This window comes from Ruminococcus sp. CAG:379 (assembly GCF_000434255.1).
GTDB classification, from domain to species: Bacteria; Bacillota; Clostridia; order Oscillospirales; family Ruminococcaceae; genus Ruminococcus_F; species Ruminococcus_F champanellensis.
On record NZ_FR894911.1, the window covers coordinates 8289 to 33039 of the forward strand.

The 24751-nt window shown below is 52.4% G+C and carries 26 protein-coding genes and 1 pseudogene; 19 read left to right on the top strand and 8 right to left on the bottom strand.

The genetic code is table 11. The features are described from left to right. The 4 genes from QVO51_RS07845 to QVO51_RS07860 all read right to left on the bottom strand — a co-directional run. A partial coding sequence (locus QVO51_RS07845; RefSeq protein WP_288168021.1) for a DegV family protein occupies positions 1 to 303 on the bottom strand: 303 nt, incomplete at its 3' end. A gap of 169 nt (positions 304 to 472) precedes the next feature. Then, a complete protein-coding gene (locus QVO51_RS07850) occupies positions 473 to 1348 on the bottom strand; it encodes a hypothetical protein (RefSeq protein ID WP_022357944.1) in 876 nt (291 codons plus the stop codon). After that, a complete protein-coding gene (locus QVO51_RS07855) occupies positions 1345 to 2049 on the bottom strand; it encodes a class D sortase (RefSeq protein ID WP_022357945.1) in 705 nt (234 codons plus the stop codon). Before QVO51_RS07855 ends, QVO51_RS07850 begins: the two co-directional genes overlap by 4 nt. Continuing rightward, positions 2042 to 2821 (bottom strand): hypothetical protein, encoded by a 780-nt coding sequence (locus QVO51_RS07860; RefSeq protein WP_022357946.1) that lies wholly within the window; start codon positions 2819 to 2821, stop codon positions 2042 to 2044. Before QVO51_RS07860 ends, QVO51_RS07855 begins: the two co-directional genes overlap by 8 nt. Positions 2822 to 2976: 155 nt before the next feature. On the opposite strand from QVO51_RS07860, the gene QVO51_RS07865 reads away from it, so the two are divergent. Next, positions 2977 to 3423 carry a GNAT family N-acetyltransferase gene (locus QVO51_RS07865; protein ID WP_022357947.1) on the top strand — a complete coding sequence of 149 codons (447 nt, stop codon included), beginning with the start codon at positions 2977 to 2979 and terminating at the stop codon, positions 3421 to 3423. Between the two features lie 61 nt (positions 3424 to 3484). Here QVO51_RS07865 and QVO51_RS07870 read toward each other — a convergent pair whose 3' ends face one another. The 3 genes from QVO51_RS07870 to QVO51_RS07880 all read right to left on the bottom strand — a co-directional run bounded on the left by QVO51_RS07870 (position 3485) and on the right by QVO51_RS07880 (position 6345). Further along, a complete protein-coding gene (locus tag QVO51_RS07870; protein WP_276747343.1) occupies positions 3485 to 3607 on the bottom strand; it encodes a hypothetical protein in 123 nt (40 codons plus the stop codon). Positions 3608 to 3624: 17 nt separating this feature from the next. Then, entirely contained in the window at positions 3625 to 5346 is a 1722-nt protein-coding gene (locus QVO51_RS07875; RefSeq protein WP_022357949.1) for a DEAD/DEAH box helicase, read from the bottom strand. Positions 5347 to 5670: 324 nt separating this feature from the next. Beyond that, complete coding sequence (locus QVO51_RS07880) at positions 5671 to 6345, bottom strand: metallophosphoesterase family protein (protein WP_022357950.1); 675 nt, start codon at positions 6343 to 6345, stop codon at positions 5671 to 5673. A gap of 283 nt (positions 6346 to 6628) precedes the next feature. Between QVO51_RS07880 and QVO51_RS07885 the strand changes: the two genes are divergently transcribed. The 6 genes from QVO51_RS07885 (at position 6629) to QVO51_RS07910 (ending at position 12979) form a co-directional block, all read left to right on the top strand. Continuing rightward, entirely contained in the window at positions 6629 to 7945 is a 1317-nt protein-coding gene (locus tag QVO51_RS07885; RefSeq protein ID WP_288168022.1) for a D-alanyl-D-alanine carboxypeptidase family protein, read from the top strand. Between the two features lie 18 nt (positions 7946 to 7963). After that, positions 7964 to 8827, top strand: a complete 864-nt coding sequence (locus tag QVO51_RS07890) for a helix-turn-helix transcriptional regulator (RefSeq protein WP_022357952.1) — start codon at positions 7964 to 7966, stop codon at positions 8825 to 8827. Between the two features lie 10 nt (positions 8828 to 8837). Continuing rightward, on the top strand, positions 8838 to 9629 hold the full coding sequence (locus QVO51_RS07895) for a leucine-rich repeat domain-containing protein (RefSeq protein WP_022357953.1): 792 nt from the start codon (positions 8838 to 8840) through the stop codon (positions 9627 to 9629). Positions 9630 to 9800: 171 nt separating this feature from the next. Next, complete coding sequence (locus tag QVO51_RS07900; protein WP_022357954.1) at positions 9801 to 11396, top strand: sodium:solute symporter family protein; 1596 nt, start codon at positions 9801 to 9803, stop codon at positions 11394 to 11396. Between the two features lie 166 nt (positions 11397 to 11562). Then, entirely contained in the window at positions 11563 to 12024 is a 462-nt protein-coding gene (locus QVO51_RS07905) for a DUF6323 family protein (protein ID WP_022357955.1), read from the top strand. Then, on the top strand, positions 12017 to 12979 hold the full coding sequence (locus QVO51_RS07910; protein ID WP_022357956.1) for a DUF6179 domain-containing protein: 963 nt from the start codon (positions 12017 to 12019) through the stop codon (positions 12977 to 12979). The genes QVO51_RS07905 and QVO51_RS07910 overlap by 8 nt, the downstream gene beginning before the upstream one ends. Here the strand turns inward: QVO51_RS07910 and QVO51_RS07915 are convergent. After that, a complete protein-coding gene (locus QVO51_RS07915) occupies positions 12955 to 14973 on the bottom strand; it encodes a CotH kinase family protein (protein ID WP_022357957.1) in 2019 nt (672 codons plus the stop codon). The two genes, QVO51_RS07910 and QVO51_RS07915, sit on opposite strands and share 25 nt — an antisense overlap. 245 nt (positions 14974 to 15218) lie before the next feature. On the opposite strand from QVO51_RS07915, the gene QVO51_RS07920 reads away from it, so the two are divergent. The 12 genes and pseudogenes from QVO51_RS07920 to QVO51_RS07975 form a co-directional block, all read left to right on the top strand. Then, on the top strand, positions 15219 to 15494 hold the full coding sequence (locus tag QVO51_RS07920; protein ID WP_022357958.1) for an HU family DNA-binding protein: 276 nt from the start codon (positions 15219 to 15221) through the stop codon (positions 15492 to 15494). Positions 15495 to 15508: 14 nt separating this feature from the next. Next, on the top strand, positions 15509 to 15853 hold the full coding sequence (locus tag QVO51_RS07925; protein ID WP_015558792.1) for a DUF6465 family protein: 345 nt from the start codon (positions 15509 to 15511) through the stop codon (positions 15851 to 15853). A 79-nt stretch (positions 15854 to 15932) separates the two neighbouring features. Continuing rightward, positions 15933 to 16424 (top strand): hypothetical protein, encoded by a 492-nt coding sequence (locus tag QVO51_RS07930; RefSeq protein WP_022357959.1) that lies wholly within the window; start codon positions 15933 to 15935, stop codon positions 16422 to 16424. Then, positions 16421 to 16888, top strand: a complete 468-nt coding sequence (locus tag QVO51_RS07935) for a hypothetical protein (protein WP_022357960.1) — start codon at positions 16421 to 16423, stop codon at positions 16886 to 16888. The genes QVO51_RS07930 and QVO51_RS07935 overlap by 4 nt, the downstream gene beginning before the upstream one ends. A gap of 156 nt (positions 16889 to 17044) precedes the next feature. Beyond that, the gene (locus tag QVO51_RS07940) at positions 17045 to 18058 is read left to right on the top strand and encodes a D-alanyl-D-alanine carboxypeptidase family protein (protein ID WP_015558795.1); all 1014 of its coding nucleotides are present in this window, start codon (positions 17045 to 17047) and stop codon (positions 18056 to 18058) included. A 104-nt stretch (positions 18059 to 18162) separates the two neighbouring features. Beyond that, positions 18163 to 19155 (top strand): M15 family metallopeptidase, encoded by a 993-nt coding sequence (locus QVO51_RS07945; protein ID WP_022357961.1) that lies wholly within the window; start codon positions 18163 to 18165, stop codon positions 19153 to 19155. An 18-nt stretch (positions 19156 to 19173) separates the two neighbouring features. Then, positions 19174 to 20130, top strand: a complete 957-nt coding sequence (locus tag QVO51_RS07950) for a DUF4846 domain-containing protein (protein WP_022357962.1) — start codon at positions 19174 to 19176, stop codon at positions 20128 to 20130. A gap of 87 nt (positions 20131 to 20217) precedes the next feature. After that, complete coding sequence (gene dapF, locus QVO51_RS07955; RefSeq protein ID WP_015558798.1) at positions 20218 to 21057, top strand: diaminopimelate epimerase; 840 nt, start codon at positions 20218 to 20220, stop codon at positions 21055 to 21057. 15 nt (positions 21058 to 21072) lie between these two features. Next, positions 21073 to 22260 carry an LL-diaminopimelate aminotransferase gene (locus QVO51_RS07960; protein ID WP_022357963.1) on the top strand — a complete coding sequence of 396 codons (1188 nt, stop codon included), beginning with the start codon at positions 21073 to 21075 and terminating at the stop codon, positions 22258 to 22260. 92 nt (positions 22261 to 22352) lie between these two features. Beyond that, positions 22353 to 22865 (top strand): HD domain-containing protein, encoded by a 513-nt coding sequence (locus QVO51_RS07965; protein WP_022357964.1) that lies wholly within the window; start codon positions 22353 to 22355, stop codon positions 22863 to 22865. A 94-nt stretch (positions 22866 to 22959) separates the two neighbouring features. Continuing rightward, complete coding sequence (locus QVO51_RS07970) at positions 22960 to 24207, top strand: WYL domain-containing protein (RefSeq protein WP_022357965.1); 1248 nt, start codon at positions 22960 to 22962, stop codon at positions 24205 to 24207. Then, positions 24194 to 24751 (top strand): annotated as a pseudogene (locus QVO51_RS07975) (WYL domain-containing protein); the annotation flags it as partial. The gene QVO51_RS07970 and the pseudogene QVO51_RS07975, both read left to right, overlap by 14 nt.

The window sequence follows — 24751 nt, forward strand, 5'->3', positions numbered from 1 at the left end:
GCAGGACTGGCAGGTGCCGCTCAGCGCAGAGGAAAAGGAAATGTGCAGCACATCCTTGCCGCTGCGGACGATCTCCTCGAAGGAGGCTCTGGCTTGTTCCACGCTGACCTGCGAAGTGCGGGGCATTTCTCCCTTGCGCAGCCGGTCATAAAAGGTTTTGGGATCAAGACAGTTGGGTGTATTTTCCTGATACTCGTCATCGGACAGAGCGTATACCGCTCCCATCAGATTCACATGCTGCTGCTGCATGTATGCCGGATCCATATCGCAGAAGGCTTCTGCGGAAATAATGAACTCTCTCATAATACGCTCCGTTCCCCCGATTCACACGGGCAGATCTTACAGTCTACACCACGCAATCATTGTGCGGTGTTACCTATATACATATTATTATAGCATAATCCGGCTGGAATAACAAGTGATTTGCGGCAAAAAAAGAAGATCCTGCTTTCACAGGATCTTCTGGGTTATCTTATTGCCTGGATGTGCGGCAGGCTCCAATCGTATATGCCGCCAGACAGAGTATGCCGCAGCCCAGCATGATGCCCTCCAGCAGCAGGCAGGCATCGGTCATTCGGTTCAGCATGCCGGTCACTGCCGCATAAATCTGAGTGGTCTTAATGGTGAATGCAGCAAAATAATCCGTTGCCTTGACGTAGATCAAGGGGATCAGCGCAATGCAACTGGCAACCGTCAGACTGCATCCACTCCAGTACAGGATCCGGAGGGGGCGTTTCCGGTTGATCCATGCCAGCAGCCCCAACAGAACGCATACCACGGCAGCAGATGCAGCCATAGCCGGATTCAGCCAGGGCATGACCCGTCGGATTTTGGACAGCAGACCGGCGGATTCCAGCGTGGAAAACCGGAACACATCCACGGTCTGGAGCACCTGCTTTTTGGCGTTGTCCACAGCCGCATTGACTTTTTTTTCATAGGTCTCATCCTTGGGGTACTGGATCTGGTCAGCATAATCGCTGAAAAACTGACGGATACTTGCTTCCAGGGAGGATAGATCCATTTCAAAGGCGTAGCTGTCGGAGGTGCCGTGCAGATAAGCATATGCGGAGGTGACGCTTGCCCGGACGCCGGAGTCCAGCTGCTCCCGGGTGAGGGCATCCATGTATACCTGAGCGGGGATGCCGCTGGTGGAAACCTGTTCCGTAAACCGTGCCTCCAGGGACGTGTAGATCCGGTCGCTGAGGTCCTGTTCCTCCATGACCGACAGGCAGGTGTCCGCCTTACTTGCATACAGCCGGACAAACAAAGTGCCCTCCGCTGCCAGCAGGCTGAACACCAGCAGAATGGTTATAACAATGTTTGCGAAGTATTTGCCGGATGCCTTCATGGATTCTGCCCCTCCGTTTCCTGATAGAATGCACGTTCCGTCAGCTTGCAGATCACCGCATACCGGTCGTCCGAGGAGCCGAATACGTTGTTGATACAGGTATACAGGGTCAGCCTGTCATCCTCTGTGGGGATTACATACCGCTTGTCCGTCTTTTGAAAGGTGACGGTTTCGGAAACCTCATAGGTGAATCTGCCGTACTGGGTATACAGCACCACCGTATCCCCGACAGACATCTGATCCAGGTGTGCAAAAAAGGTGTTGACGTGTGCATCAATAACCACATTGCCGGGATTGCCCAGGACAACGGAGCTGGTTGCCTGGCAGGCGCCCCGCTCCAGCAGAGCGGCGGTGGTACCCCAGTATACGGGCACATTCAGGGAAATGGAGTCGCAGCTCAGAGTGGCGTACTGTTCGCCGAATGCAGGCACCAGAATTTTGCCCTCGGTATAGGTCTGCCCCTGATGCTCCGTATTGATCTGATTATTCTTGATGAGCAGCCCTGCCTGGGGATCGGAATTTTTGAAATTGTCCATAAAGGCAATGTTCAGATAGGTCTGGAGCTTTTCGTAGGGCTTGATGGCTGCTACTGCCGTAATGGCACCGCACAGCACCAGAAGCAGCAGGGGGGTGCAGATATCAGCGATCAGTCCTGTTCTGGATTTCCTTGTCGGATGCTCCGGTTGTTCTGTCTTATTCATGCTGTTCCTTTCCAAGCTTTCTGCCGATCAGATAGAGTCCGGCACCGGCTGCGGCAACCCCGGTCAGCAAGCCGGAGATCAGCCCTGTATGGGAGATGCCGGTATCGTCCACCACAACGCCCATGGAGGAGACATCGATCAGCTTGCCCTCCTCATCCCGGGCGGAAATGGTCAGCTTGTCATCCTCCAGATCATCCACAGTAAAGTAAAAGCCCATGGTCTTGCCGGTTTCAATCAGCTTGTTGATGATGTCGGTTTTATCGTTCAGGCTCAGCTGCTTGATGATGCTGTTCTTTTCGGTGTTGGACAGGGATGCCATGAACTTTGCCCGTTCTTCCTCCGGCAGGGACTGGACGTATGCCACCTTTTCCTCCAGCGTCATATTGATAAAGGGCTTTTGCTTTGTGGTGGTGACGACACTGCCGGATTCCTCGGTTTGCACGGGAGCAGTGGTGGTGACGGTGGTGGAAGGTCCTCCGTTTTCTGGGGCAGTGGTGACAGTACCGAACTGCTGGTTGATCTTTTCCCAGATCTCATCCTCATAGGTGTGCAGTGCGGCGATGAAGGAGTCATAATCCTCTGAGGTATACTCCTCCTCGTTCAGCTTGTTGATGCCTGCCTGCACATAGACCTCCGGAAAGCCGGCAGCCCGTGCGGCGGCGATTACGTCTTCTTTTGTTGCGGCGGAAGCGGAAAGACTGCCTGCTGCCACCGCAAAGCATGCGGCACCCAGGACAGCGGATACACATAAAATCTGTTTGATTCGGCTCATAGTGATAACCTCCTGTTTCTGAGATCAATACATATGTAGTATAACATACGTCGCCGGGCTTTTCAAGTGGGAAAGCCTGCTAGGGCAAACTTTTTACAGATTCTTGACAAATGGATGCCCGCATGCTACACTGCTAAAGGAGAGGAGCTTGTTGAATGGAACTGACCTTTGAACCTTTGCAGCGGGAGGATCTTGCCGCCTGCTATGCGCTGTGCATGCAGAGCTTTTTCGAGTCCGTGCCACTGGAGGAGGTGGAGCAGACTTTCGCTCTGTGCAGCCGGGATCCCAGTTACCGACTGGTAGTGGGAAAACTGGACGGCAGGGTCGTGACCTATGCCACCCTGCATTTCTTTCACACGGTGTTTGACGGCATGCGGCCCATGGCGACCATCTGGTATGTGTGCGTGGATCCGGCATACCGGAGCCGGGGTATTGGAAAAGCGCTTTTTGCAGAGCTATGCCGGATCTGTGAAGCAGAGCAGTGCCTGGAAATCGTGTTCACCTGCCTGCAGGAAAATGCGTCCGCACAGGGCTTTTACCGTTCTCTGGGGTTCCGGGATGATCTGGAGCGTGCTTTTGTGCGGTATTACTTTGAACCGTAGTGAAAAATAAGATACCCCACGGAGCATGCGGAAACGCTTTGTGGGGTATTTGCTTTGCGGATCAGAACATATTGATCAACGGGAAAATCACAAAAGACAGCAGGAGAATCCCTGCCAGTACAAGAATAAAAATACGCATTCCCATGGGCTTCTTGGGCGGCTGCTGATTTTTCTTGGCTTTCATACGCTCTTCCTTTCGCATTATCCGTAGAATCGTCTGGATTGCTTTTTATGCTCGTTTCGCCGGTCTGTATTCCTGCCCCGGGGACGGCGGTTGAAGCCGTCATTCCGGGACTTACCCCGGAAGTCGCTGCGGCTGCCGGTTTCCTTGCCCTCGTAGCGCTTGACGGTGACCTGGTGCCCGTTGATCTTGCCGGCGTTCAGAGAATCAATGACAAAATCCATTTCCGCTTCCGGTACTTCCACAGTAGTGTGCTGGTCGAAGATATCAATTTTGCCGAAGTCCTTGCCGGAAAGGCCGGTGGCATCTACCAGAGCGCCCAGAATGAAATTGGGCGCAATGCGCTGCTGTCTGCCAATGTTGATATCCACCTTTGCAGTGGTAACGGCGCTTCTGCCACGCTTGCCTTCCCGGCGGATGGGCTGGGGTGCGTCAAATTCGGGAATGCTCTGTAAGGATGCGGACAGTTTTTCCTCCAGCAATACCTGGGCGATCTGCTGTGCGGTATATCCCTCCTCCATCAGCCGGTTCAGCAGTTCCTCTGCTCTGGAAGACGGTTGTTCGGCGCATGCCTGTGCCACTGCGTCATGCAGCTGCTGGGTTTTCTTTGCTGCAAGATCCGCCCGGGTGGGCAGTGCCTTCTGGATGATTTCCGCTTTGGTATACTTTGCAATATCCCGCAGGGCGAACACCTGCCGCCTGCCGCTGACCAGGGTCAGGGCGGTGCCGGATTTGCCTGCTCTGCCGGTTCTGCCGATGCGGTGGATATAGTACTCGTTGTCCTGGGGCAGATCGTAGTTGAACACCAGGTCGATGCCGTTTACGTCAATGCCCCGGGCAGCCACATCCGTTGCCACCAGAACACCGATCCTGCCGCTTTTGAATGCGTTCATCACCTGGGTGCGCTGCATCTGCTTCATATCTCCGTGAAGCCCTGCCGCCTGGATGCCCTTGTCGCAAAGTGCCTCTGTCAGCTCATCCACCGTGCGCTTGGTGTTACAGAACACCATAGCGGATTTGGGTTCGTATGCCAACAGCAGCAGCCGGAGTGCATCCGTCTTTCTGCCCATGGCAGTCTCGTAATAGTATTGCTCAATAGTATCCACAGTCCGGTGCTTTGCGGCGATTTTGATGACTGTCGGATCCTTCTGGAACTGTTTTGTGATTGCCATAATTTCCGGGGGCATGGTAGCGGAAAACAGTACAGTCTGCCGTTCTTCAGGCACTCCGGACAGGATGGTCTCAATGTCCTCCCGGAAGCCCATGTTGAGCATTTCATCTGCCTCGTCCAGGATCACGGTTTTCAGATTCTGCAGCTTGAGGGTGCGCCGGTTCATGTGATCCATAACCCGTCCCGGTGTGCCCACTACAATGTTTGCACCACGTTTCAGATCACCAATCTGCCGATCCATGCTGGCGCCCCCATATATGGCACAGGGTCGTACCCAGGACATGAACCGGGAAAGCTTTTTCAGTTCCTCGCATGCCTGCATGGCAAGCTCACGGGTGGGGCAGAGGATCAGAACCTGAACCGAGCGGGGATCCTCCTGAGAGATGGATTCCACTGCCGGAATGCCGAATGCGGCAGTCTTGCCGGTGCCGGTGTTTGATCTGCCGATCAGATCTATTCCCTGCATCATCAGCGGAATGCTTTTTTCCTGGATCTCTGTCATTTCTGTAAAACCCATTTGTGCGACTGCGTCCAATAGGGGCTGGGAAAGTGCGAGTTCGTTAAATTGCATGTTGTGTCCTTTCGTTTTGGGGATTGCTGCTGACAGTACCGTACAAGCTCTGCACGGCATTGTCTGAAAAAATGAACAGGCGGGGAGTGCATTTCCCCGCCTCTTTTCATTATACCATAAATTCGGCTGTTCGTCAAGCCGTGTCGTGGATTCTGCCAGACTAGGTCGTGTTGACACTAAGCCTAACAACGCATCTTTTCGGCAAAATTTCACGCATTCTGCGTTAAAAAGTCTTGACAGGCGACAGCCTGCCTGCGACTTTTTGCCTTGTCTACGTAAAATTTATGCTCGAAAATCTGCATATTATCTTAGTGTCAACACTCCCTAATCTGGTTCGTTCAGACAGTGTACCTCATCAAAGATGGCATAAAACTTCAAGGGAATCCGCTTGTTCATGTGGCATTTGCCGAAATACCATTTGCGGAAGGTGCAGACTTTGATGATGTCCTCAAAGAATGTATGCACCTCCAGCCGCTGGGAGGTGTCCACGTTCAGGCAGTCCTTTAAGGACGCAGGAGGCTCATGGGTGATGATAAAATCCACCGCATTGTCCGCATTGCCCAGTGTTTCCACCGCATGCATGATTTCATCATAGCTGGGCTGTTCCCGCTCCCACCAGTTGTCCGTATCCCGGCGGATGTCAAAATCGCCGCTGTGTCCGCCGCCAAAGGCAAAGATCCGTTCGCCCTCAATCTCGTAAATCTCGCCACGCATCAGATGATACAGATTGCCGCAGATGTGATGCACCTGCCCTCCGTTCCATTCGGTAACGTCGTATTCCTCCAGCAGGTCGAAATTTTCATGACAGCCGTCCACAAATGCTACATTGTATTTCAGATTGCCGATTTTCTTTAAAAGCTTCTGCTCCAGCCGGGAGCCGTCCCAGATAAAGCCGAAATCTCCGCACACCAGCAGCGTGTCGCCTGCCTTCAGCTTTTTGAGCGGGGAATCCTTAAAACGGGAAAAATCGCCGTGCATATCACCGGTTACATAGATCACGGATATGTGCCTCCTACTTGCTGATTCGATCGGTTTTTGTTCCATTGGACAGTATAGCATATTTTTTGTCCGGGGTAAATATATTTTTTGAAATTTTCTCGAAAAAGACTAGTCGAACGCTTAAAAATTTGGTATAATAAAAAGACAACATCTGAAACCGGATTTGAAATAGAGTGAGGGAACCAATATGCGTTGGATCAATTCGTTAAAAAATACAGCTGTTTTGTTGATCTGCTGTGTGACAGCATTGCATATATGCCTGCCGGGTCTGCGTGCATCCGCTATGTTTACACCCACCTTTGATCTGCAGAGCAAGGCGGCGATTTTGTACAGCACGGATACCAAGGAGGTACTGTACGCCAAAAATCCGGACGAGAAAATGATGCCCGGCGCTCTGGTGAATCTGATGACTGCGCTGATCTGCGTGGAGAACAACCAGGATCTTGCAGGTACCCAGGTGACGGTCAAGGGCTCCCTGTTTGATGCCTTTGTGGATTACAGCTATCCAAGCGACCTGCGGTATGGGGAGATCTACCGGGGGGATGTGTTTACCCTGGAGGAATTGCTATATGCCATGCTGCTGACCTCCTCCTGTGAGGCGTCCGTCGTGATCGCAGATGAAATCGGGCATGGCAGCGTGCCGGGTTTTGTAGCGATGATGAATCTGAAAGCAGAAGAGATCGGTATGAAAAATACTCATTTTACCAATCCGGACGGCAGATATAATGAAAACCAGGTAACCACGGCTGAAGACATGCTGCTGATGATGCAGTATATCCAGGAGCATGCCTCCAAGGTGCTGGAGATCGCCCGGACGTCAAGCTATTCGCCCCAGATCCGCACCCAGGAAAATCACCAGAGCGGCACGCTGACCTGGAGCCATGCCAATATTATGATGGATGAGGAAAGCCGGTTTTATTATAAGGGTGCCGCTGGGTTGAAAACTGCCACCTTACAGGAATACGGCAGGAATATTATGGTGGATGCTGCACGGGATGGACATCACTATCTGGTGATTCTGATGCAGTCCCCGATCTATAATGAGAACAAGGAGAATACCTATTATCATTTACAGGATGCAGCAGCAGTGCTGGATTGGGCGTTCGGCCATTTTAATTATGAGGAGATCCTGAGCCTGAACGAGGAGATTGCCGAGATCCCGGTGGAAAATGCCAAGAACGAAAACAACTATGTGATTCTCAAGCCCCGGGAGGAACTGGTGATGCTCTGGCCGGATACGGTGGATCGCAGCGTGGTGCAGCGGATCGTGGTCAAGGAGGATAGCGTAAAGGCTCCGGTACAGAAGGGACAGGTACTGGGCAGTATTGAGCTTCGGTTCGGGGGAGAGACTCTGAAAAAGGTGGATCTGATCGCCACCAGTGATGTGGAGCAATCCTTTGTCCGGTTCAATTTGTCTGCTGCCCGGGAATTCAGGCATTCCAAATGGATGAAAACTGCGCTGATTCTTTCCATTGTGCTGACGGCGCTGTATCTGGGCGTTTGCATTTACTTTACCCGGATCTATCCCAAGCGGACAAAGCCAATTCGGGGATTGGTACGGGACAAGCGCAAAAAGGGTACCCGGATTCGCCGGGATTGATGGACGGGGTGAAACAGCATGCTACAGGAAAACACCGAGGCGCATGGATTTGCCGAGGAGGATGTGCGGATCATCAGCACTCCAAGCACTATGGCAAAGAAATGCTTTTTCTATCTGCAGGAGACCGGTTATCTGAAAACCTGTCAGAAGCATAATACAAAACGGACAAACCTCCAGTCCTTTTTGTTTGCAATCGTGCTTGGCGGCAAGGGCGTGCTGCATTATGGGGAAGCCAATTACACGCTGACAAAGGGCGAATGTTTTTTTATCGACTGCCGCCAGTCCCATTCCTATCATAGCAGCGGCGACACCCCCTGGGAGGTCATGTGGGTTCACTTTAATGGCTGCTCCTCAGAGCCTTATTTTGAGCTGTTTTCCGCCCAGAACGATGTGGTATTCTGCCCTGCCTCCACAGCCAAATTCATTGATGTGTTACAGGAACTGATGCGCATCAATGAGGAAAAAACGGCGGAAACGGAGATTCTGACTTCCGAACTGCTGGTACATCTGCTGACCCAGTTGCTGACCTTCCGGAGCATTCGGTCAGAGGACAATGCTCTGCGTGCCAAGCTGCAGATCATTCTTACATATCTCAATGAACGGTTCTGTACGGATATCACCCTGGATGAGCTGTCTCAGAAATTCTACATCAGCAAGTATTATCTGGCACGGGAATTCAAAAAGGCTTACGGGGAAACCATCTTTCAGCATATTATTGCGATGCGTATCAACTATGCCAAGCGGCTGCTGCGGTTTACGGATAAGTCCATTGATGAGATTGCGGAGCTTTGCGGCTTCCACGATCAAAGCTATTTTACAAAGCAATTCAAAAAGGCAGAAAATATGACCTGTCTGGCGTTCCGGAAACGCTGGCGGGATTAAGGAGCGGACTATGATCACCTGGGAGCACCCGGATATACAGGACAAAGAGTTGTTTCGTCAACTTTACAAAATGCAGGAACAGGAGCGGGGAATATTCCGCCGCCTGTTTGGAAAGCGGGAGCTGGATCCGGCATGGCTGGAGGGACTGACGGAATTGTCTCTGACGGGTTTACAGATCAAGTCCTTTGCATTTTTACGACTTTGCCCAAATCTGAAGGAATTGGAATTGGGACGATGCGATCTGACTCAGGTACAGGATACCGGTTCTTACGTCCAGCTTGCGGATCTGACCATTGCAGGGGAAACTCTGTCAGATCCGTCCTTCTTGTATGCTTTTCCCAACGTGACCATGCTGAGTTTGTGTGATATCCGGCAGTTCGGGGATCTTTCCGTGCTGGGAGGGATGGATCATCTGGATACCCTGTCCCTGATCGACACGGCGGCATTTGATTTGTATCTGCTCCGGGACTGCGAACAGCTGCGGATGCTGTCCATTTGCGCAACGGAGGATCCTGCCCCCTTTGATTTTCGGGATCTGGCAGCCCTCAAGCAGCTTCATGCACTGGAGCTGGATGGCATGGGGCTGACGGATCTGTCCCTGCTGGCATCTATGACCCAGCTGCGGAATCTGTATGTATGCTCAGAGGGGGAGTTGTATCATGCGGAATCTCTGACGCAGCTGAATCATTTGCAAAATTTGATCCTGGAGGGGAAGAATTTTACCCGGGATACGATCAACCGTCTGAAAGAGAGGTTTTCTTATGTGCCCACCTGCATGATCAGTGCGCCGGACAATGGATAAGAAATTTCAACCGTGCAGAGTATGCTTTGCACGGTTTTTCTATGGGGAAAATGCAAAAAATAAAAATAATTTCGCCTTTGAAAAAGTTATTGACAAATTCGATGGATTCTGCTATAATAACTTTCGTAATTTAAAGCGCAACTGTTTAAAGCAAAAAAGGAGGTTCTTTTCATGACACTCGCTTGTACAATCGGGATGATTGTTGTTTACATCATTATCATGCTCGGAATCGGTTTTTACACCAGTCGGAAAACCAAATCCGTCAGCGACTTTGTTTTGGGCGGCAGAACAGCCGGCTCCTGGCTCACCGCTTTTGCATACGGTACTTCCTATTTTTCCGCAGTGGTATTCATCGGCTATGCCGGTCAATTTGGCTGGAATTACGGTGTGTCCGCTGCCTGGATCGGGGTGGGCAATGCTGTCATTGGCAGTTTGCTTGCCTGGATCGTCCTGGGAAAACGTACCCGGATCATGACCAAGCACCTTGGCTCCAAAACCATGCCGGAATTCTTTGAAAACCGGTTTCAGTCCAAAAGCCTGAAGCTGGCATCAGCAGCCATCGTGTTCGTATTCCTGATTCCCTATACGGCATCCGTCTACAATGGTTTGTCCCGTTTGTTCGCCATGGCGTTCAACTTGACCTCCGATGCTTCCTATATGCTGATTATTGTGGCAATGGCTGTGCTGACAGCAATCTATGTGATCCTGGGGGGCTATGCTGCAACTGCCATCAATGACTTTGTACAGGGCATTGTCATGCTGGTGGGCATTGCAGCTGTGGTATACTGTGTGATTCACAATCAAGGCGGCTTTTCGACTGCACTGGAGGGATTGAAGCAGATCGACACCAACGGTGCCAAGGCTGGCACGCTGAACACTCTGTTTGGTCCGGATCCAATCAATCTGCTGGGCGTGGTGATTCTGACTTCTCTGGGTACCTGGGGACTGCCCCAGATGGTACATAAGTTCTACGCAATCAAGGATCAGGACGCTGTGAAAAAGGGTACCGTGATCTCCACTGTCTTTGCTTTGATCGTAGCAGGTGGATCCTATCTGCTGGGGGGCTTTGATCGCTTGTTCTGCACCACGGATGCAGCGGATACCAGCGGCAAGACGTTGATCGCAACCCTTTCCAACGGTAAGCCGGAGTTTGACGCAATGATCCCTGCGGTGCTGCAAACTGCGCTGCCGGATCTGCTGATCGGTCTGGTGGTGGTTCTGGTGCTTTCCGCATCCATGTCCACCCTGTCCTCCCTGGTGTTGACCTCCAGCTCTACCTTGACGATCGACATGATCAAGCCGGCAATGAAGAAATCCATGACTGATAAGAAGGAAGTGACCATCATGCGTGTGCTGATCGGCGGATTCCTGCTGATTTCTGTGCTGATCGCATTTAACAAGACCACTTCCATCTCCACCCTCATGTCCTACTCCTGGGGTGCTCTGGCAGGTGCATTTCTTGGCCCGTTTATGTGGGGCTTGTTCTCCAAGAAGGTGACCAAAGCGGCAGTCTGGACCAGTTTTGTGGTGGGCATCGGCGGTACCGTGTTCCATATGTGCGTGTTCTCTTTCTTTTCAAAATCCTTCCCGGGTCTTGTCAAGGCAGCGGCATCCTGCCCGTTCAACCTGGCATCTCCCATTAACGTAGGTGCGATTCTGATGGTTCTGTCCATCGTGCTCGTACCCATCGTCAGCATGTTTGCAAAGCCCTGCGACCAGAAAGCGGTGGATGCAGTATTTGCATGCTATGATGAAAAGGATGCTTAAATTCCCTAAAGCATCCTAAAAATAAAGCGGCTCCGGCAGAAATTTGCCGGAGCCGCTTGACGTATCTGAACCGATGTGGTATGATAATTATGTAATATATATTCATCATACCACGATTATTTGATTTTGTCAATAGCAAAAACAGATAAAAATTTTGAGACATTTTATGAATTTAGAGGCATTTTTACCAAAGGCTTATCCTGACGATGTTGACAAGCAACTGCTGCTGGATACGAACCAGACAGCCCGTCAGTACGGATTACAGCTGTCAGAACAGCAGGCCGGGGAGTTGGTGCATGCGGAGTCTGTTCTGTGCCGGGATGGGGAGCGGATCCGGTTGGGGGGCAGTGCAGCCGCACTGTTGGCGGAAACTTTTTGCCGGAGCAGCTATCTGTCTCAGCAGGAGTATGCGTCCACTCTGCTCCAATTGTTGGACATTTTCTACACTGCCAAGGAGGAAAGCCTGGAGCTGATCGGGGATGAGGAGCTGGTGCAGCTGCTGTTTGCCTGGTTTGAGCATCGCTGCGGCGGCAGTCTGGAGCTGCTGCAAAGTCGGGAACTGGAGTATTTTTACCGACAGGTGCATGACCGTGCAGCAGGGGGAATGGGGGCGGATCGGGATGCTTGAACCGCAATGTGCTGTTCCGGTGGAGCCGGATGCTCTGGATCCCAGGAGCTATACGCTTTCCCTGCTGGGAGTGTGCCGGGAAAATGGCTTGCTGGATGATACCCAGTGCGGAAGAATCCGTTTGGGGCTGGATCGGATATTTGCGGAAACGGCGGCGGAATACACAAAGCGGGCAAGCAGTACCATACCCCGTATCACTGCCCGGCAATTGTATGATGCGGTTTTGTTCCGGTGTGATGCATACCTGAGCCGACTGCCCCTTTTGGAGGGGATTCATTTGCTGCAGCAGGGGAACATGGAAGAAATCTGCCATCGGGGCATGGAATGCATACTGGATGCCTTTACCCGTTGCAAAGAGATTTTCCGGCAAGCCTATGCCATCCGGTGCCGCCTGCCCATCGGTGCCTATCAGTATGCCATGGAGCATGCTTTTGATCGTTTTTGCAAGGGATATTCCGCCCGGTTTGATCCACGAAACGACTGCATGGGTATCGATTACCCCCTCCTTGGGCGGCAGGCGTATGCACTGCTGGAGGAGGGGGTGTGGTTCGTGGATACTTATTATTCCTGCCTGCTGCTGGAAAATCAGCTGTGCCGGATGGTTCCTGCTTCTGCGTTGGCGACATTGTTTGCAGGATATGCCCGGAGCTATCACTGTGAGCCGGAGGATCTGCACATCAGCGCAGCAGAACTGCTGGTCAATCAACTGCTGACGGGGATGCTGCTCCTTTGCAGGTGCTGTTTACGGAGCGAAGTCAGTTGCTTGGCATGCCAAAGCCGGATGTCCCATCCTTGCAGGCAGCTTTTCACCGCCGGTACGAATCGATCATGTCTCCGCCGCTGCTTACTTATGTGGAGGCGTACATCCCCCGGTTTGTCCTGGGATGGAGCATACGGGACGGGTATCAGGGGCTTGCTAACTGGCTGGTGTTACCCTAAATCAAAATTTGCCTGAATGCTCATAGCCTGGTTCATGGTGAGGGTGATGGTAGGTGCTGTGTTGGATGCATCTCCGCTCCAGCCGGTAAAGGAGGCGCCCGGTGCCGGTACAGCGGTCAGAGTAATGGGGTAGTCTGCAAAGTATGTACCGCACCAGGTTCCGGAAAGATCCAGCTGCTTCAGTGTGTTGACCTGTACCGTACCAAGGGCTGCATCATTGACAGTCAGGGTCAGCGTCCCCCGTTCCTGGGACAGATTCAGATCCTTTTGCAGAAAATCGGGGATCTGAGAGGGGCGCAGCTTGAAAAACTGTCGGATCTGGTTTACCTGATCCCGAAAGTATTTGTCGTAGGGCTTCATCCACTGTACCACCCAGTCCGGACCGAACCGATTGAATTGCGCAGGCATGTAGGGGGCATACAGGGTTTCATACTCTGCCAGCAGGGCAGTGGTGCGGGCGGAGTTGAACGATTCATTGACCAGGTCTTGTAGAGTCAGCACAAACTGTTGCCGGAAGGCTTCGTTCTCCAGCAGTTTTTGCAGCAGGCCGGCATTGAAGCTGTCCGCCTTTAGTGCTGCCGCCAGGGTATCCAACGCAAAGTTTCCGCCCTTGTCCCCGGCATACAGTCCCAGGGAATATTCGGTGTCATACAGCATCCAGCGCCACTTGCCGTCTGCATAGGGGTTGGAGGGATCCGTATCCCGGGTGCGCCAGATCCGCCAGTTGTTGTCCTCCGTCAGACTATCCTCCCCGGCAGTGAGAATGGTAACGCAGTATTCATCAATAAAGCTTTGCACATCCATCTGCTGACACAGCTTTTCATAATTGCTCGCATCAGAGAAGTCCGTATCCCGGATCCAGGTGGCAAAGGATGCATAAATCTGCTGATCGTCCTCTGTTCCTTCCTCCAGCTCCCCACGCTTGATCAGGATCACCTGATCCTTGTCCACATCAAAATGTTCTGCCAGATAATGCTCGGAGTAGTCCTCCTGGATGGCATAGATGCCCCAGTATTCGCCGTTGATGAATACAATGGCAGGACGGGCGCTTTGTGTGGCGATATCTCGGTCTGCAAACAGCTGCTGGATCAGATTGTCCCGGAATTTCGCATAGTCCAGGTCATTGCCGCCGTTGCGCAGCAAAAAAGTTTTGTAGGTATCCACCGGTGCGGTCGGGTCCGTTTCCTTGTTGTTTCCGGGGATTAACTGATAATGCAGCTTCTTCTCCCCGTATTCCTCCCGGGCATACAGCCGGAAGCTTTTCTGGGTATAGGAACGGGAGGCGGCACCCATGATCCGCATGCCCAGCTGCTGGGTAAAGGTGCCGCCGTCCGGCTCAATCAGCTCAAAGCATACGGGACGCTCCCACTCTCTGCCCTTCTGGGAGTAGTTTCCCTCCGCCTCCCAGATCTCTGCGGATGCGTTTTCCGGATCCTGCCGCCAAGCTTTATAGCTGTCTCCCAGACGGTAAATGCCGGTGGCATCATCGAACAGATTTGCCTGATCCGTGGACAGGGAGATCACCGGCAGACTGCCGTAATCCAGACCGATAAAATAGGAATGGGTGATCACGTCGCTGCAGCTGCCGTTCTGATCCACCGTAATTGCCTTGACTACGGTACCCTTATTCACCAGTTCCTCCGGGACAAAGTTGCCGTTTGGAGAAATGTCGCCGATCTTTGAGAGGGTATTGGGTTCCGGGGATCGATCTTTCAGAGTGAGCACCTGGGTGAATTCCGGAGACTGGGGAGTGGGAGTGCTGCCATCCAGGGTATAATGCACCGTGGCACCTTTGGTCTCTGTCTGGATCATCAGCTTCTGCTCAGTTGGGTAGCATCCGCTCTGGATACTGAACAAGGGTGCCCGCAGCTCGTCAGTCTGATTCAGCTGTACAGAAGCGTGTTTGCGTTCTGCCAATCGGAAAGGATCTGTAAGACCGTTTACGGCAGTCAGCCCGGCGGTGAGTACCGTCAGGGCAATGAGGAGTGCTCGGATTTGCTTATGATGCATGCTGCATCCTCCTTCTCTTTCTGTTACTGCTATTATACAGATTCCCGGTTCTACTGTCAAGATGGCAGGGGTGGAAGGGGCGGAAATGCCCGAAATATTGGGCTCGGAATCGGTAAAACAGACAATTCCGGAGCCTGGAAACTGGAATTTTTGATGAAAGCCCCAAAATCGCTGTAAATAATTTGACAGTTGAGGTTTTTCGTATTATAATGACAGTATAAAATCATCACAAGGAGGAATTGCACATGACCAAGGCAGATTTGATTGACGCCATTGCGGCATCAGCCGGTTCCAGCAAGAAGGATGCGGAGCGTGCGCTGCAGGTTGTCCTCAGCACGATCACCGAGAAGCTCGCTGCGGGTGAGAAGATTTCTCTGATTGGTTTTGGTACCTTTGAGGTGCGTGAACGCAAGGAGAAAATCTGCATCAATCCCCGAACCAAGGAGAAGCTGACCGCACCCGCTTGCAAGGCACCTGTGTTTAAGGCGGGAAAAGCGTTGAAAGACGCTGTAAATAAGTAATTGGAGGTATCGTTATGACTATCAAGAAGGAAACACTGAAGAAGGATGCAAAGGTTCTGGCAGCAGATACAAAGGCAGTTGCAGTAGAGGCTGCTGAAACTGCAAAGGCTGCTGTAAAGGAAACCGTAAAGAAGGCAGCTGCGAAGAAGCCGGCTGCAAAGAAGATCGAAGAAAAGGTATTCATCCAGTTCAACCAGAAGGAAGCAACCCCGGCTCTGCTCATTGAGCGCGCCAAGGAAGCCTGGATCGCCGCAGGCGGCAAGAAGAGCGAGATCAAGAGCGTGGCTGTATACCTGAAGCCGGAGGAGAGCATGGTTTACTATGTGATCAATGATTCTGCCGGCAGTTTCGCATTCTAATCAACAATAAAATGGCTTCAGCCGCTTTTGATGCTCTGTGTCAAAGGCGGCTTTTGCTGTATGAAAGGGAAGTAGAGACATGGCTGGAATTTCTCCGGAGGCCTTGTGTGCACTGGATGTAGAATGGTACGGGCTGGACGCCCTGGGGCAGGTGGCTGTGTTCTGCAGCGGTGGTACGGGAATCGTGCCGGATTTTGTGTGTGCAGATCAGGAAAAGCAGGAGCGATTGGTGGAGCTGTCCGATGAACTGCCTGCCAATTCGGAGACGGTGTTGCATTTTGTTCCGTCAAAAAAGAACCCGTTGCCGGTCAGAGTAGCACAGGGTTTTTCCGGAAAGGGTTTTTTCTATTACGATGCGGATGACGGATCCCGGTCAATGGAAAACATCTGCGTCCTGCAAAGCTATTATACCTTGCGATCAGCACCAACCGATCCGATCCATGTTTCCGATCTGCCGGCTGCTATGCAGGCATTGCTTCGGGAGCAGATTCTTCCGGTATCGGACTTTTCTCAGCAGTCTGTGATTCGGGTGGAGCATGGGAATGCCGGAAATGAGGGATTGGGTGCATGACAAAGCGGAAAAAGCAGCGGTACGAAACAGTTCATGATGAAAACCTGTTGGCTGCAAAGCTCCAGGGTGCTGCTGCATTGCTGATCTTCCTGTTCTACACCGTCAGGGGCGTGTTTATGGGGGACACCCTTGCCGACGGCTTCAAACAATCCTGGCTGTCCGGCTTTGGGATCGTGCTGCTCCTGTTTGTATTGATTATTGCCATGCTGTTTTTTCTTGATTGGCTGTGGTATGCCTGTATCAGAAGGATCGTGCTTTCCAAAGGCACGATGCACAGGGGGATCCTTGCCGCAGAAACAGAAAAGAGATATACGAAACGGGGTCTATACTGGCAATACACCGTGCGGATCGAGGATGGATCGCTGTACCGGAGCACAGCCTATACGCAGCGGATCTTGACAAGGAAATGTACGGTCTGTGTGCTTGGCTCCCGGTGCATCATAACCAGTTTTGAACCCTGGTAGCCTGACCGTCGAAAAATGCGGAGGATCCGGACGTTTTTTCATACTGCATGCAATAATTTCTCCTTCTTCCGGTATACTGTTTATAGCAGGAATCCTGCCGGAAATCTTGACATTTCGGCAGAAGTATAATAAAATAGAACATATATGAGGTGCAGTATGGAAGAACAAAAGAACAAGCGTGGGAAGGTCGGTCTGGCGGCATTTTTGCTGGCGGATGTGCTGCTGATCGGCGCAGCGGCCTATATGATCGTCATGCGGCAGCAGGATATACCTGCCGGGGTATCCCTCAGCAGTACGGCTGCGGCGACAACGGAGACTTGGATGGCAGAGACTGAGGCTGCTTCCACAGAGCCGGAGGAATCGGTTCCATTGGAATTGACGGACGAAATCGACAGCCGGTTTGCTTATGTGTGGAATGTGACAGAGGATCGGGTTCTGGCGGAAAAGAACGGGCAGGAAAGAATGTATCCCGCATCCATGACCAAGCTGATGACCCTGCTGCTGGCATGCGAGTCCGGAATAGCGATGGATACCCCCTATGTGTTTGATAAGGACATGCTGGATCCCCTGATTGCGCAGGGAGCATCCCGGGTGGGCTTTGAACCGGAGGAAACGGTGACCTTTGCGGATCTGCTGTATGGCTCGATCCTGTCCTCCGGTGGAGATGCAACAGCGGCACTGGCAGAAGTGGTGGACGGGGACGAAGCATCCTTTGCAAAGCATATGAACCGCAGGGCACAGGATCTGGGTATGTTTGATACCCATTTTGTAAATGCCAGCGGTCTGCATGATGACGAGCATTACAGCACTGCCCGGGACATTGCTCTGTTGCTGGAGAAAACGCTGGAGAATGCAACCTGCCGGGAGATCCTGTCCACCTCTGTATATACAACTTCCCGGAATTCTGTGCATCCCAACGGTATGGAGATCCGAAGCGTGGTGGAGCTGCGGATGCAGGATTATCAACCGGAGCAAGTGAAATTCCAGGGCGGCAAAACCGGGTTCACCGATCAGGCAGGCTACTGTCTGGCATCCTTTGCAGAGCAGGGAAGCGACACATACATTGTGGTGGTGGCCGGAGGCGAGGAAAAGAATGCACCCACACAGGATACCCAGAAGCTTTATGATCTGCTGTGCGGCACTTCGGAGCAAAACCCGGAGCAGGATTGACCCGGACAAGCAGACCGGACAGAGAGAATCGGATCCCCGGGACACGGAACAGAAGGAACCAGGAACAAAGCATATCATGATGAATGAGTGGATGAGAAAAAGCTATGAACAGACATTTTGATTTCGGACGACTGGCAGTCGCACTGGCTCTGATTATTTTATTGATTTTTGGCGTGGATTTTATAAGACGCTCCCTGTTGCAGCTGTTTCACAAGCAGCCGGATATCCAACTGGAAGGAAACAACAGTTCCTTTTCGGATCCGGTGGATTCGGTGACGGATCCGGTTCAGACAGGAGATGCCACAGAGCCTGCCGGTACGGACGACAGTTCCTCCGCAGGCAGCTATGATACAGAACGATACACCACGGTCAGCAAGCCCTATACAGAAGTGGGTGCCGGACCGCTGATCCTAGTGAATCAGGAGCATCCCTACACTGGCTCCGGCAGTGATCTGTCCTCCTTCAGCGGCACGAAGAACGACAGCTTCCGGCTGAAAAACTTTGGTTTGATGGTAAACAGCGATCTGTTGACACCGCTGAACGATATGTTTGCCGCATTCAGCCAGGCCACCGGACTGAAAAATGTCATGCTGTATTCGACCCATGAAAACTATGCCGGCGGCATGTATGATACGGATATTCCGGAGCGAAAGACCGGCTATTGCGTGGATATGTCCCTGCTGAAGGATGACGGCATCGGCAGGTTCACCGGCACGGACAAGTATAGCTGGATCGTTTCCAACTGTGCCCAGTATGGCTTTGTACAGCGTTATCCTGCTGACAAGAAATCCAAAACCGGAGTGGAGGAGAATACCTGGCATTACCGCTTTGTGGGTGCTCCGCATGCTGCCTTGATGAAGCAGAATAACCTTTGCCTGGAGGAATACCTGGAATGGATCCGGGATTATACCCCCTCCGGCAATCCGGCGGCGATTACAGTGAACGGAACCTATTATGAGGTTTATTATGTACCGGCGGTGCAGGGCAATACCACAGAGGTGCCTGTGCCGAAAAGCGACTCCTACACCGTTTCCGGGGATAATATTGGCGGCTTTGTGGTAACGGTACAGGCGACCATAGGCGGTTCCGGGAACTGATTCCGGAAGGAGAACAATATGGAGATCAAAGAGAACAAAAGAAAGATACACAAACGCATCCGGGCGGCAGTGATTGCCACAGCCATTCTTGTCGGTTTATTTGCCGGCACACGCTGGTTCTTGAAGCGTACCGGCGTAACGTATCCCAAGGGGGTGTATCAGCCCATTGCCCTGTGCCAGGAAGCATACACCGGCACGGACACGAATCCGGACCCCTTCATTGACAGCAGCGGCAACTGCGTTCGCACCCGGATTCTGCCTCCGGATGGATTTAACCGGTTGGATGCCAAGGAGGATGGATTTCTGGATTTTCTGCGCAGGATCCGGTTGAAGCCTGCTGGCACACCGGTGAAAGCGTACAACGGGGAAACCATCACGGATGGGAATGAGACTGTATATGATTTTGATCTGGGCGGCGGAGACCTGCAGCAATGTGCAGACAGCGTGATCCGGGTCATCAGCGAGTACTACTACCAGACCGGTCAGGAGCAGAAGATCAGTTTTCATCTGACCAACGGGCTGGAGGTAAAATATACGGACTGGCGGGCAGGGAACCGGCTTGTGGCGTTCGGAAACTATGCCTCTATGTGGAAGCTGTCAGCGGATACCAACAATTATGACAGCTTCCGTGCCTATCTGCATGCAGTCATGCGCTACGCAGGCACCAAGTCATTGGACGGAGAATGCAGTGCGATCCAGCTGGATAAGCTCCAACCGGGGGATCTGCTTTTGAATGGCGGCACTCCCGGTCATGTGGTCATGGTGGTGGACGTGGCGGAGAATTCGGAGGGGGAGTGCTGCTATCTGCTGGCAGGGGGCGCAATGCCTGCTCAGGATTTTCACATTGTGGGGAACCCCAAGCGCCCGAAGGATCCCTGGTTTTACCGGAGTGATCTGGAGGGAGACAGCATCCAGGTGGACGGCTACACCTTCAGCGGCACATCCATCAAGCGCTGGAACAACGGCATTGTCTGAAGAAAGATGCAAATGGCTTGCTTTTTTCGCATATCTATTATATAATAAAGGCAACACCGGGGTATTGCCTGTTTCAAGGAGGCTGCTATGAAGTTTACGAAAATGCAGGGGATCGGCAACGATTACATATACGTCAACTGCTTTGAGGAGCAGGTTGTGAATCCGGAGCAGCTTTCTGTCCGGCTCAGCGACAGGCGCTTCGGCATTGGCGGAGACGGATTGATTCTCATTATGCCCTCCCAGATCGCAGACTTTAAAATGCGCATTTTCAATGCGGACGGCTCCGAAGCCATGATGTGCGGCAACGGTACACGCTGCATCGGCAAGTATGTGTATGAACACGGGCTGACCAACAAGACCCACATTACCCTGGAAACTAATTCCGGTATCAAGTACCTGGAACTGCACTGTACAGGGGATCAAGTGACCTCTGTGACGGTGGATATGGGTAAGGCGATCCTGACGCCCCGGGAGATTCCGGTGGAGAGCGATTCCCAGGAGCCGTTTGTGGCAAAGCCGGTGCAGGTGGGAGATCGGTTGGAGCGGCTGACCTGTGTGTCCGTGGGGAATCCCCATGCCGTTGTGTTCTGTGACCGGGTGGAGGATCTGGATCTGGAGAAGCTGGGGCCTCTGTTTGAGCATCACGCTATTTTCCCAGATCGGGTCAATACAGAATTTGTAAGGGTTATAGACGACCATACGCTGCAAATGCGGGTGTGGGAGCGGGGCAGTGGCGAGACGCTTGCCTGTGGAACGGGAGCATGTGCGACCACAGTGGCAGCAGTGCTGAACGGCTATTGCCCCCAGGGAGAGCCAATTCTTGTGAAGCTCCGGGGCGGCGACCTGACCATCACCTATCAGGCAGACGGTACGGTTATGATGACCGGGCCTGCGGAGGAAGTATTTCAAGGCGAAATCAATTTATAATAAAGGAGTACCAATATGGCAAAGGTAAATCAGAATTTTGACAATCTTGTTCCCAACTACCTGTTTGCGGAAATTGCAAAACGGGTCAATCGGTATGTAGCAGAGCATCCGGACAATCATCTGATCCGGCTTGGCATCGGGGATGTGACCTTGCCTCTGGCACCGGTTGTGGTTGAGGCTATGAAAAAAGGCTGCGATGAGCTGGGCTGCAAGGAGACCTTCAAGGGCTATCCGGATTATGAGGGCTATGAATTCCTGCGAGAGGCAATTTCCGGCTATTACAAGCGGTTCGGCGTGACGGTGGATCCGGATGAGATCATGGTCAACGATGGCGCCAAGAGCGATGCAGGCAATATGGGGGATATCTTCTCCAAGGACAACATTGTTCTGGTGACAGATCCGGTTTACCCGGTTTATGTGGACGCCAATATCATGAGCGGCAGAAAGATCATCTACGCAGACGCTACTCCGGAAAACGGATTCTGCGCCCTGCCGGATCCTTCCGTGCATGCAGATATGATCTACCTTTGCTCCCCCAATAACCCCACCGGTGCGGCATACACCACGGAGCAGCTGAAGGCCTGGGTGGACTATGCCAACGAAAATGACGCTGTTATCTTCTACGATGCAGCATATGAGGCTTTCATTACCCAGGATGATGTGCCCCGGAGCATTTTTGCCATTGAGGGGGCACGCACCTGTGCCATCGAAATGTGCAGCCTTTCCAAGACTGCCGGATTTACCGGTACACGCTGCGGCTACACGGTGATCCCCAAGGAGCTGGAACGGGACGGTAAGAATATCTATCAGCTGTGGTATCGACGGGAGGCAACCAAGTTCAACGGCGTGTCCTATCCGGTACAGTGTGCAGCGGCTGCTGTATTCTCGGAGCTTGGTTTGCATCAGATTAAGGAGAATCTGAGCTACTATCAGGAAAATGCCCGTGTGATCGCACAGACTCTGGACGAACTGCGGATTCCCTACACCGGCGGCATCAATTCCCCCTATATCTGGCTCCAGTGCCCCAACGGCATGGGCAGCTGGGAATTCTTTGACTGCCTCCTCCACGAGATCGAGGTAGTGGGTACTCCCGGCGAGGGCTTCGGCAAGAACGGCGCAGGCTGGTTCCGGCTCACCTCCTTCGGCGACAAGGACAAGACCATTGAGGCTATGGAGCGGCTCAAGCAGATGCTGAAAAAGTAAGACAACACGATTTCCGTGAATTGGGGATTGATTTTTCCGGTTTGCTGCGGTATACTGTGTATAGTTGATATACAAAGAAAGGATGCGAGGCTATGCTTCAAGCGATCGGTTCCAAAAAGGATCTGGAGCTGCTGCCGTTTTACGATATGATCTCTGATCTTCTGGAAAATGAAACGGTACAGAATCTGAAGCAATTTCGGCATCATGTACAGACAACCAGGTTTCAACACAGCTTGAATGTGGCATATTATAACTATATTTTCTGTAAGCGGTTTGGGTGGGATGCACGGTCGGCTGCCAGAGCAGGCATGCTTCACGACCTGTTCTTTTATAACCGAAAGGAATACATCCGCAAAAGCGGCGAGGCGTTTCATAACAAGCGCCACCCCCAGATGGCGTGCAGTGAGGCGTCTCAGTTGTTTACACTATCTACCAGAGAAAAGGACATCATTCTCAAGCATATGTGGCCTATGACCCCTACACGGGTGCCTCGCTATAAGGAGTCCATGGTGATCGTGCTGACAGACAAGTACTGCGCTCTGCTGGAGGTCACGATTCCCTTTTTCAGGAAAATATTTAGACATCGATCCGCAAAATCCGCATGATTTTTTGAAGGCAGCATAGCTGTTTGATGCATGCAAATACCGCCCATCGTCGGGCGGTATTTTTGTTACAAGACCCATTGGACAGGAGGAAGGCATGGCTTACAATGAGTTGATCAAAAACTTTAACCGAATCCGGGACTATATGCGGGAGTTCTATGTATACGGCTTTAAAAGCCGGGAGGAGTACAAGCGAAAAAGCGCCCGTTCCTATGACGATGAGCGCCGCCGGGTGGAAAGCTGGTTGGGGGACTATATGGGTTTCCGGCAGACACCGGAGGGGAAGAATGTGTTTTTATCCATTGACAGCCGTCTGTCCCGGCACAACCCATTGTATAAGGCATGGAAGGCACGGAGCTTTACGGATGGGGATATGACCCTGCATTTTATCCTGTTGGATTTGCTCCACGACCCGGAACAGGGCTTGTCCCTGGGAGAGATCACCCGGCGGATCGATCAGGACTATCTTTCCGGCTTTGAAATGCCCCGGGTGTTTGATGAATCCACTGTCCGCAAGAAGCTGAAGGAATATGCGGAGGCAGGCGTTTTGCATACCCAAAAGCAGGGCAGGGTCGTATTGTACTTCCGGACTCCGGATCCGGTTCCTGCATGCAGCGAGGCACTGGATTATTTCTCAGAGGTTTTGCCCTGTGGGGTCATCGGCTCCTACCTGCTGGAGGAACAGATGTCCCATCGGGATCTGTTTGCCTTCAAGCATCACTACATCACCCAGGCACTGGACAGCGAAATCCTGTATCAGCTGCTCTGTGCCATGCAGGAGCATCGGGAAGTGAGAATTGAAAATCTGAATCGGCACCGGGGACAGGCATCCCGGCTGCGGGTACTGCCACTGCGGATCCTTATCAGTGTGCAAAGCGGCAGGCAGTACCTGGCTGCCTATTGCCCCGGCATCAGGCGGATGCAAAGCTATCGGCTGGATTATATTCTGTCAGTTTGTCCCTTGGAACCGGCGGCGGATTTTGCACAGCGGCGGGTACAGCTGGAGACCATGCAGCAACATATGTGGGGGGTCAGTATGCAGGGTGCCAGCGCCCGGACGGAGCATATTTCCTTCACCCTGCGGTATGGGGATGGGGAGGCGTTTATTTTACAGCGACTGGAACGGGAAAAGCGATGCGGTACTGTGGAACGGTTGGACGATCACACCTGCCGGTTTTCTGCTGATGTGTATGACGCTTACGAGCTGGTGCCCTGGATCCGCACGTTCTTGTGCCGGATCATCCGGCTGGAATGCTCCAATCAACAGCTGGAGCATCAATTCCGGAGTGATCTTGCCCGAATGTACCGGATGTACGGATTGGAGGATGCAGATGCTGTTTCATGAGATCTACGGGGCGTATTATCGGACCATGGGTCGGATTCTGTCCGCTGCGGTCAGTCATCCCGTTACACAGGAGGAGATCCGCCGGATCATCCGAACCCATGCATTTGGAGAAAGTGCGCTTGCCATAGAATCAGCCATCCGGGAGGAACGGTGGCAGTTGCTGCACCCGGACGGCAGCACCCCATTGCAGCATGCACCGGAGCTGCCGCTGACAAGCCTGGAAAAGCGGTGGCTGAAGTCCCTGCTGCTGGATCCGAGAGCCAGGCTGTTTGAACTGGAGATCCCTGACCTTGAGGATGTGCAGCCCCTGTTCACCTCGGCGGATTACCGGATCTTTGACCGGTATGGGGATGGGGATCCCTATGAGGATGCAGGCTACATACAGCGGTTCCGTATGATCCTTGCCGCAGTGCGGGATCGTCAGCCCCTGTCTATTTGCATGCTGGACAGACGTGGAAACAGTATGCAGTGCAATGTGATGCCGGAGTATCTGGAATATTCTGAAAAAGACGATAAGTTCCGGCTGATGACCAGTGGCTGCCGG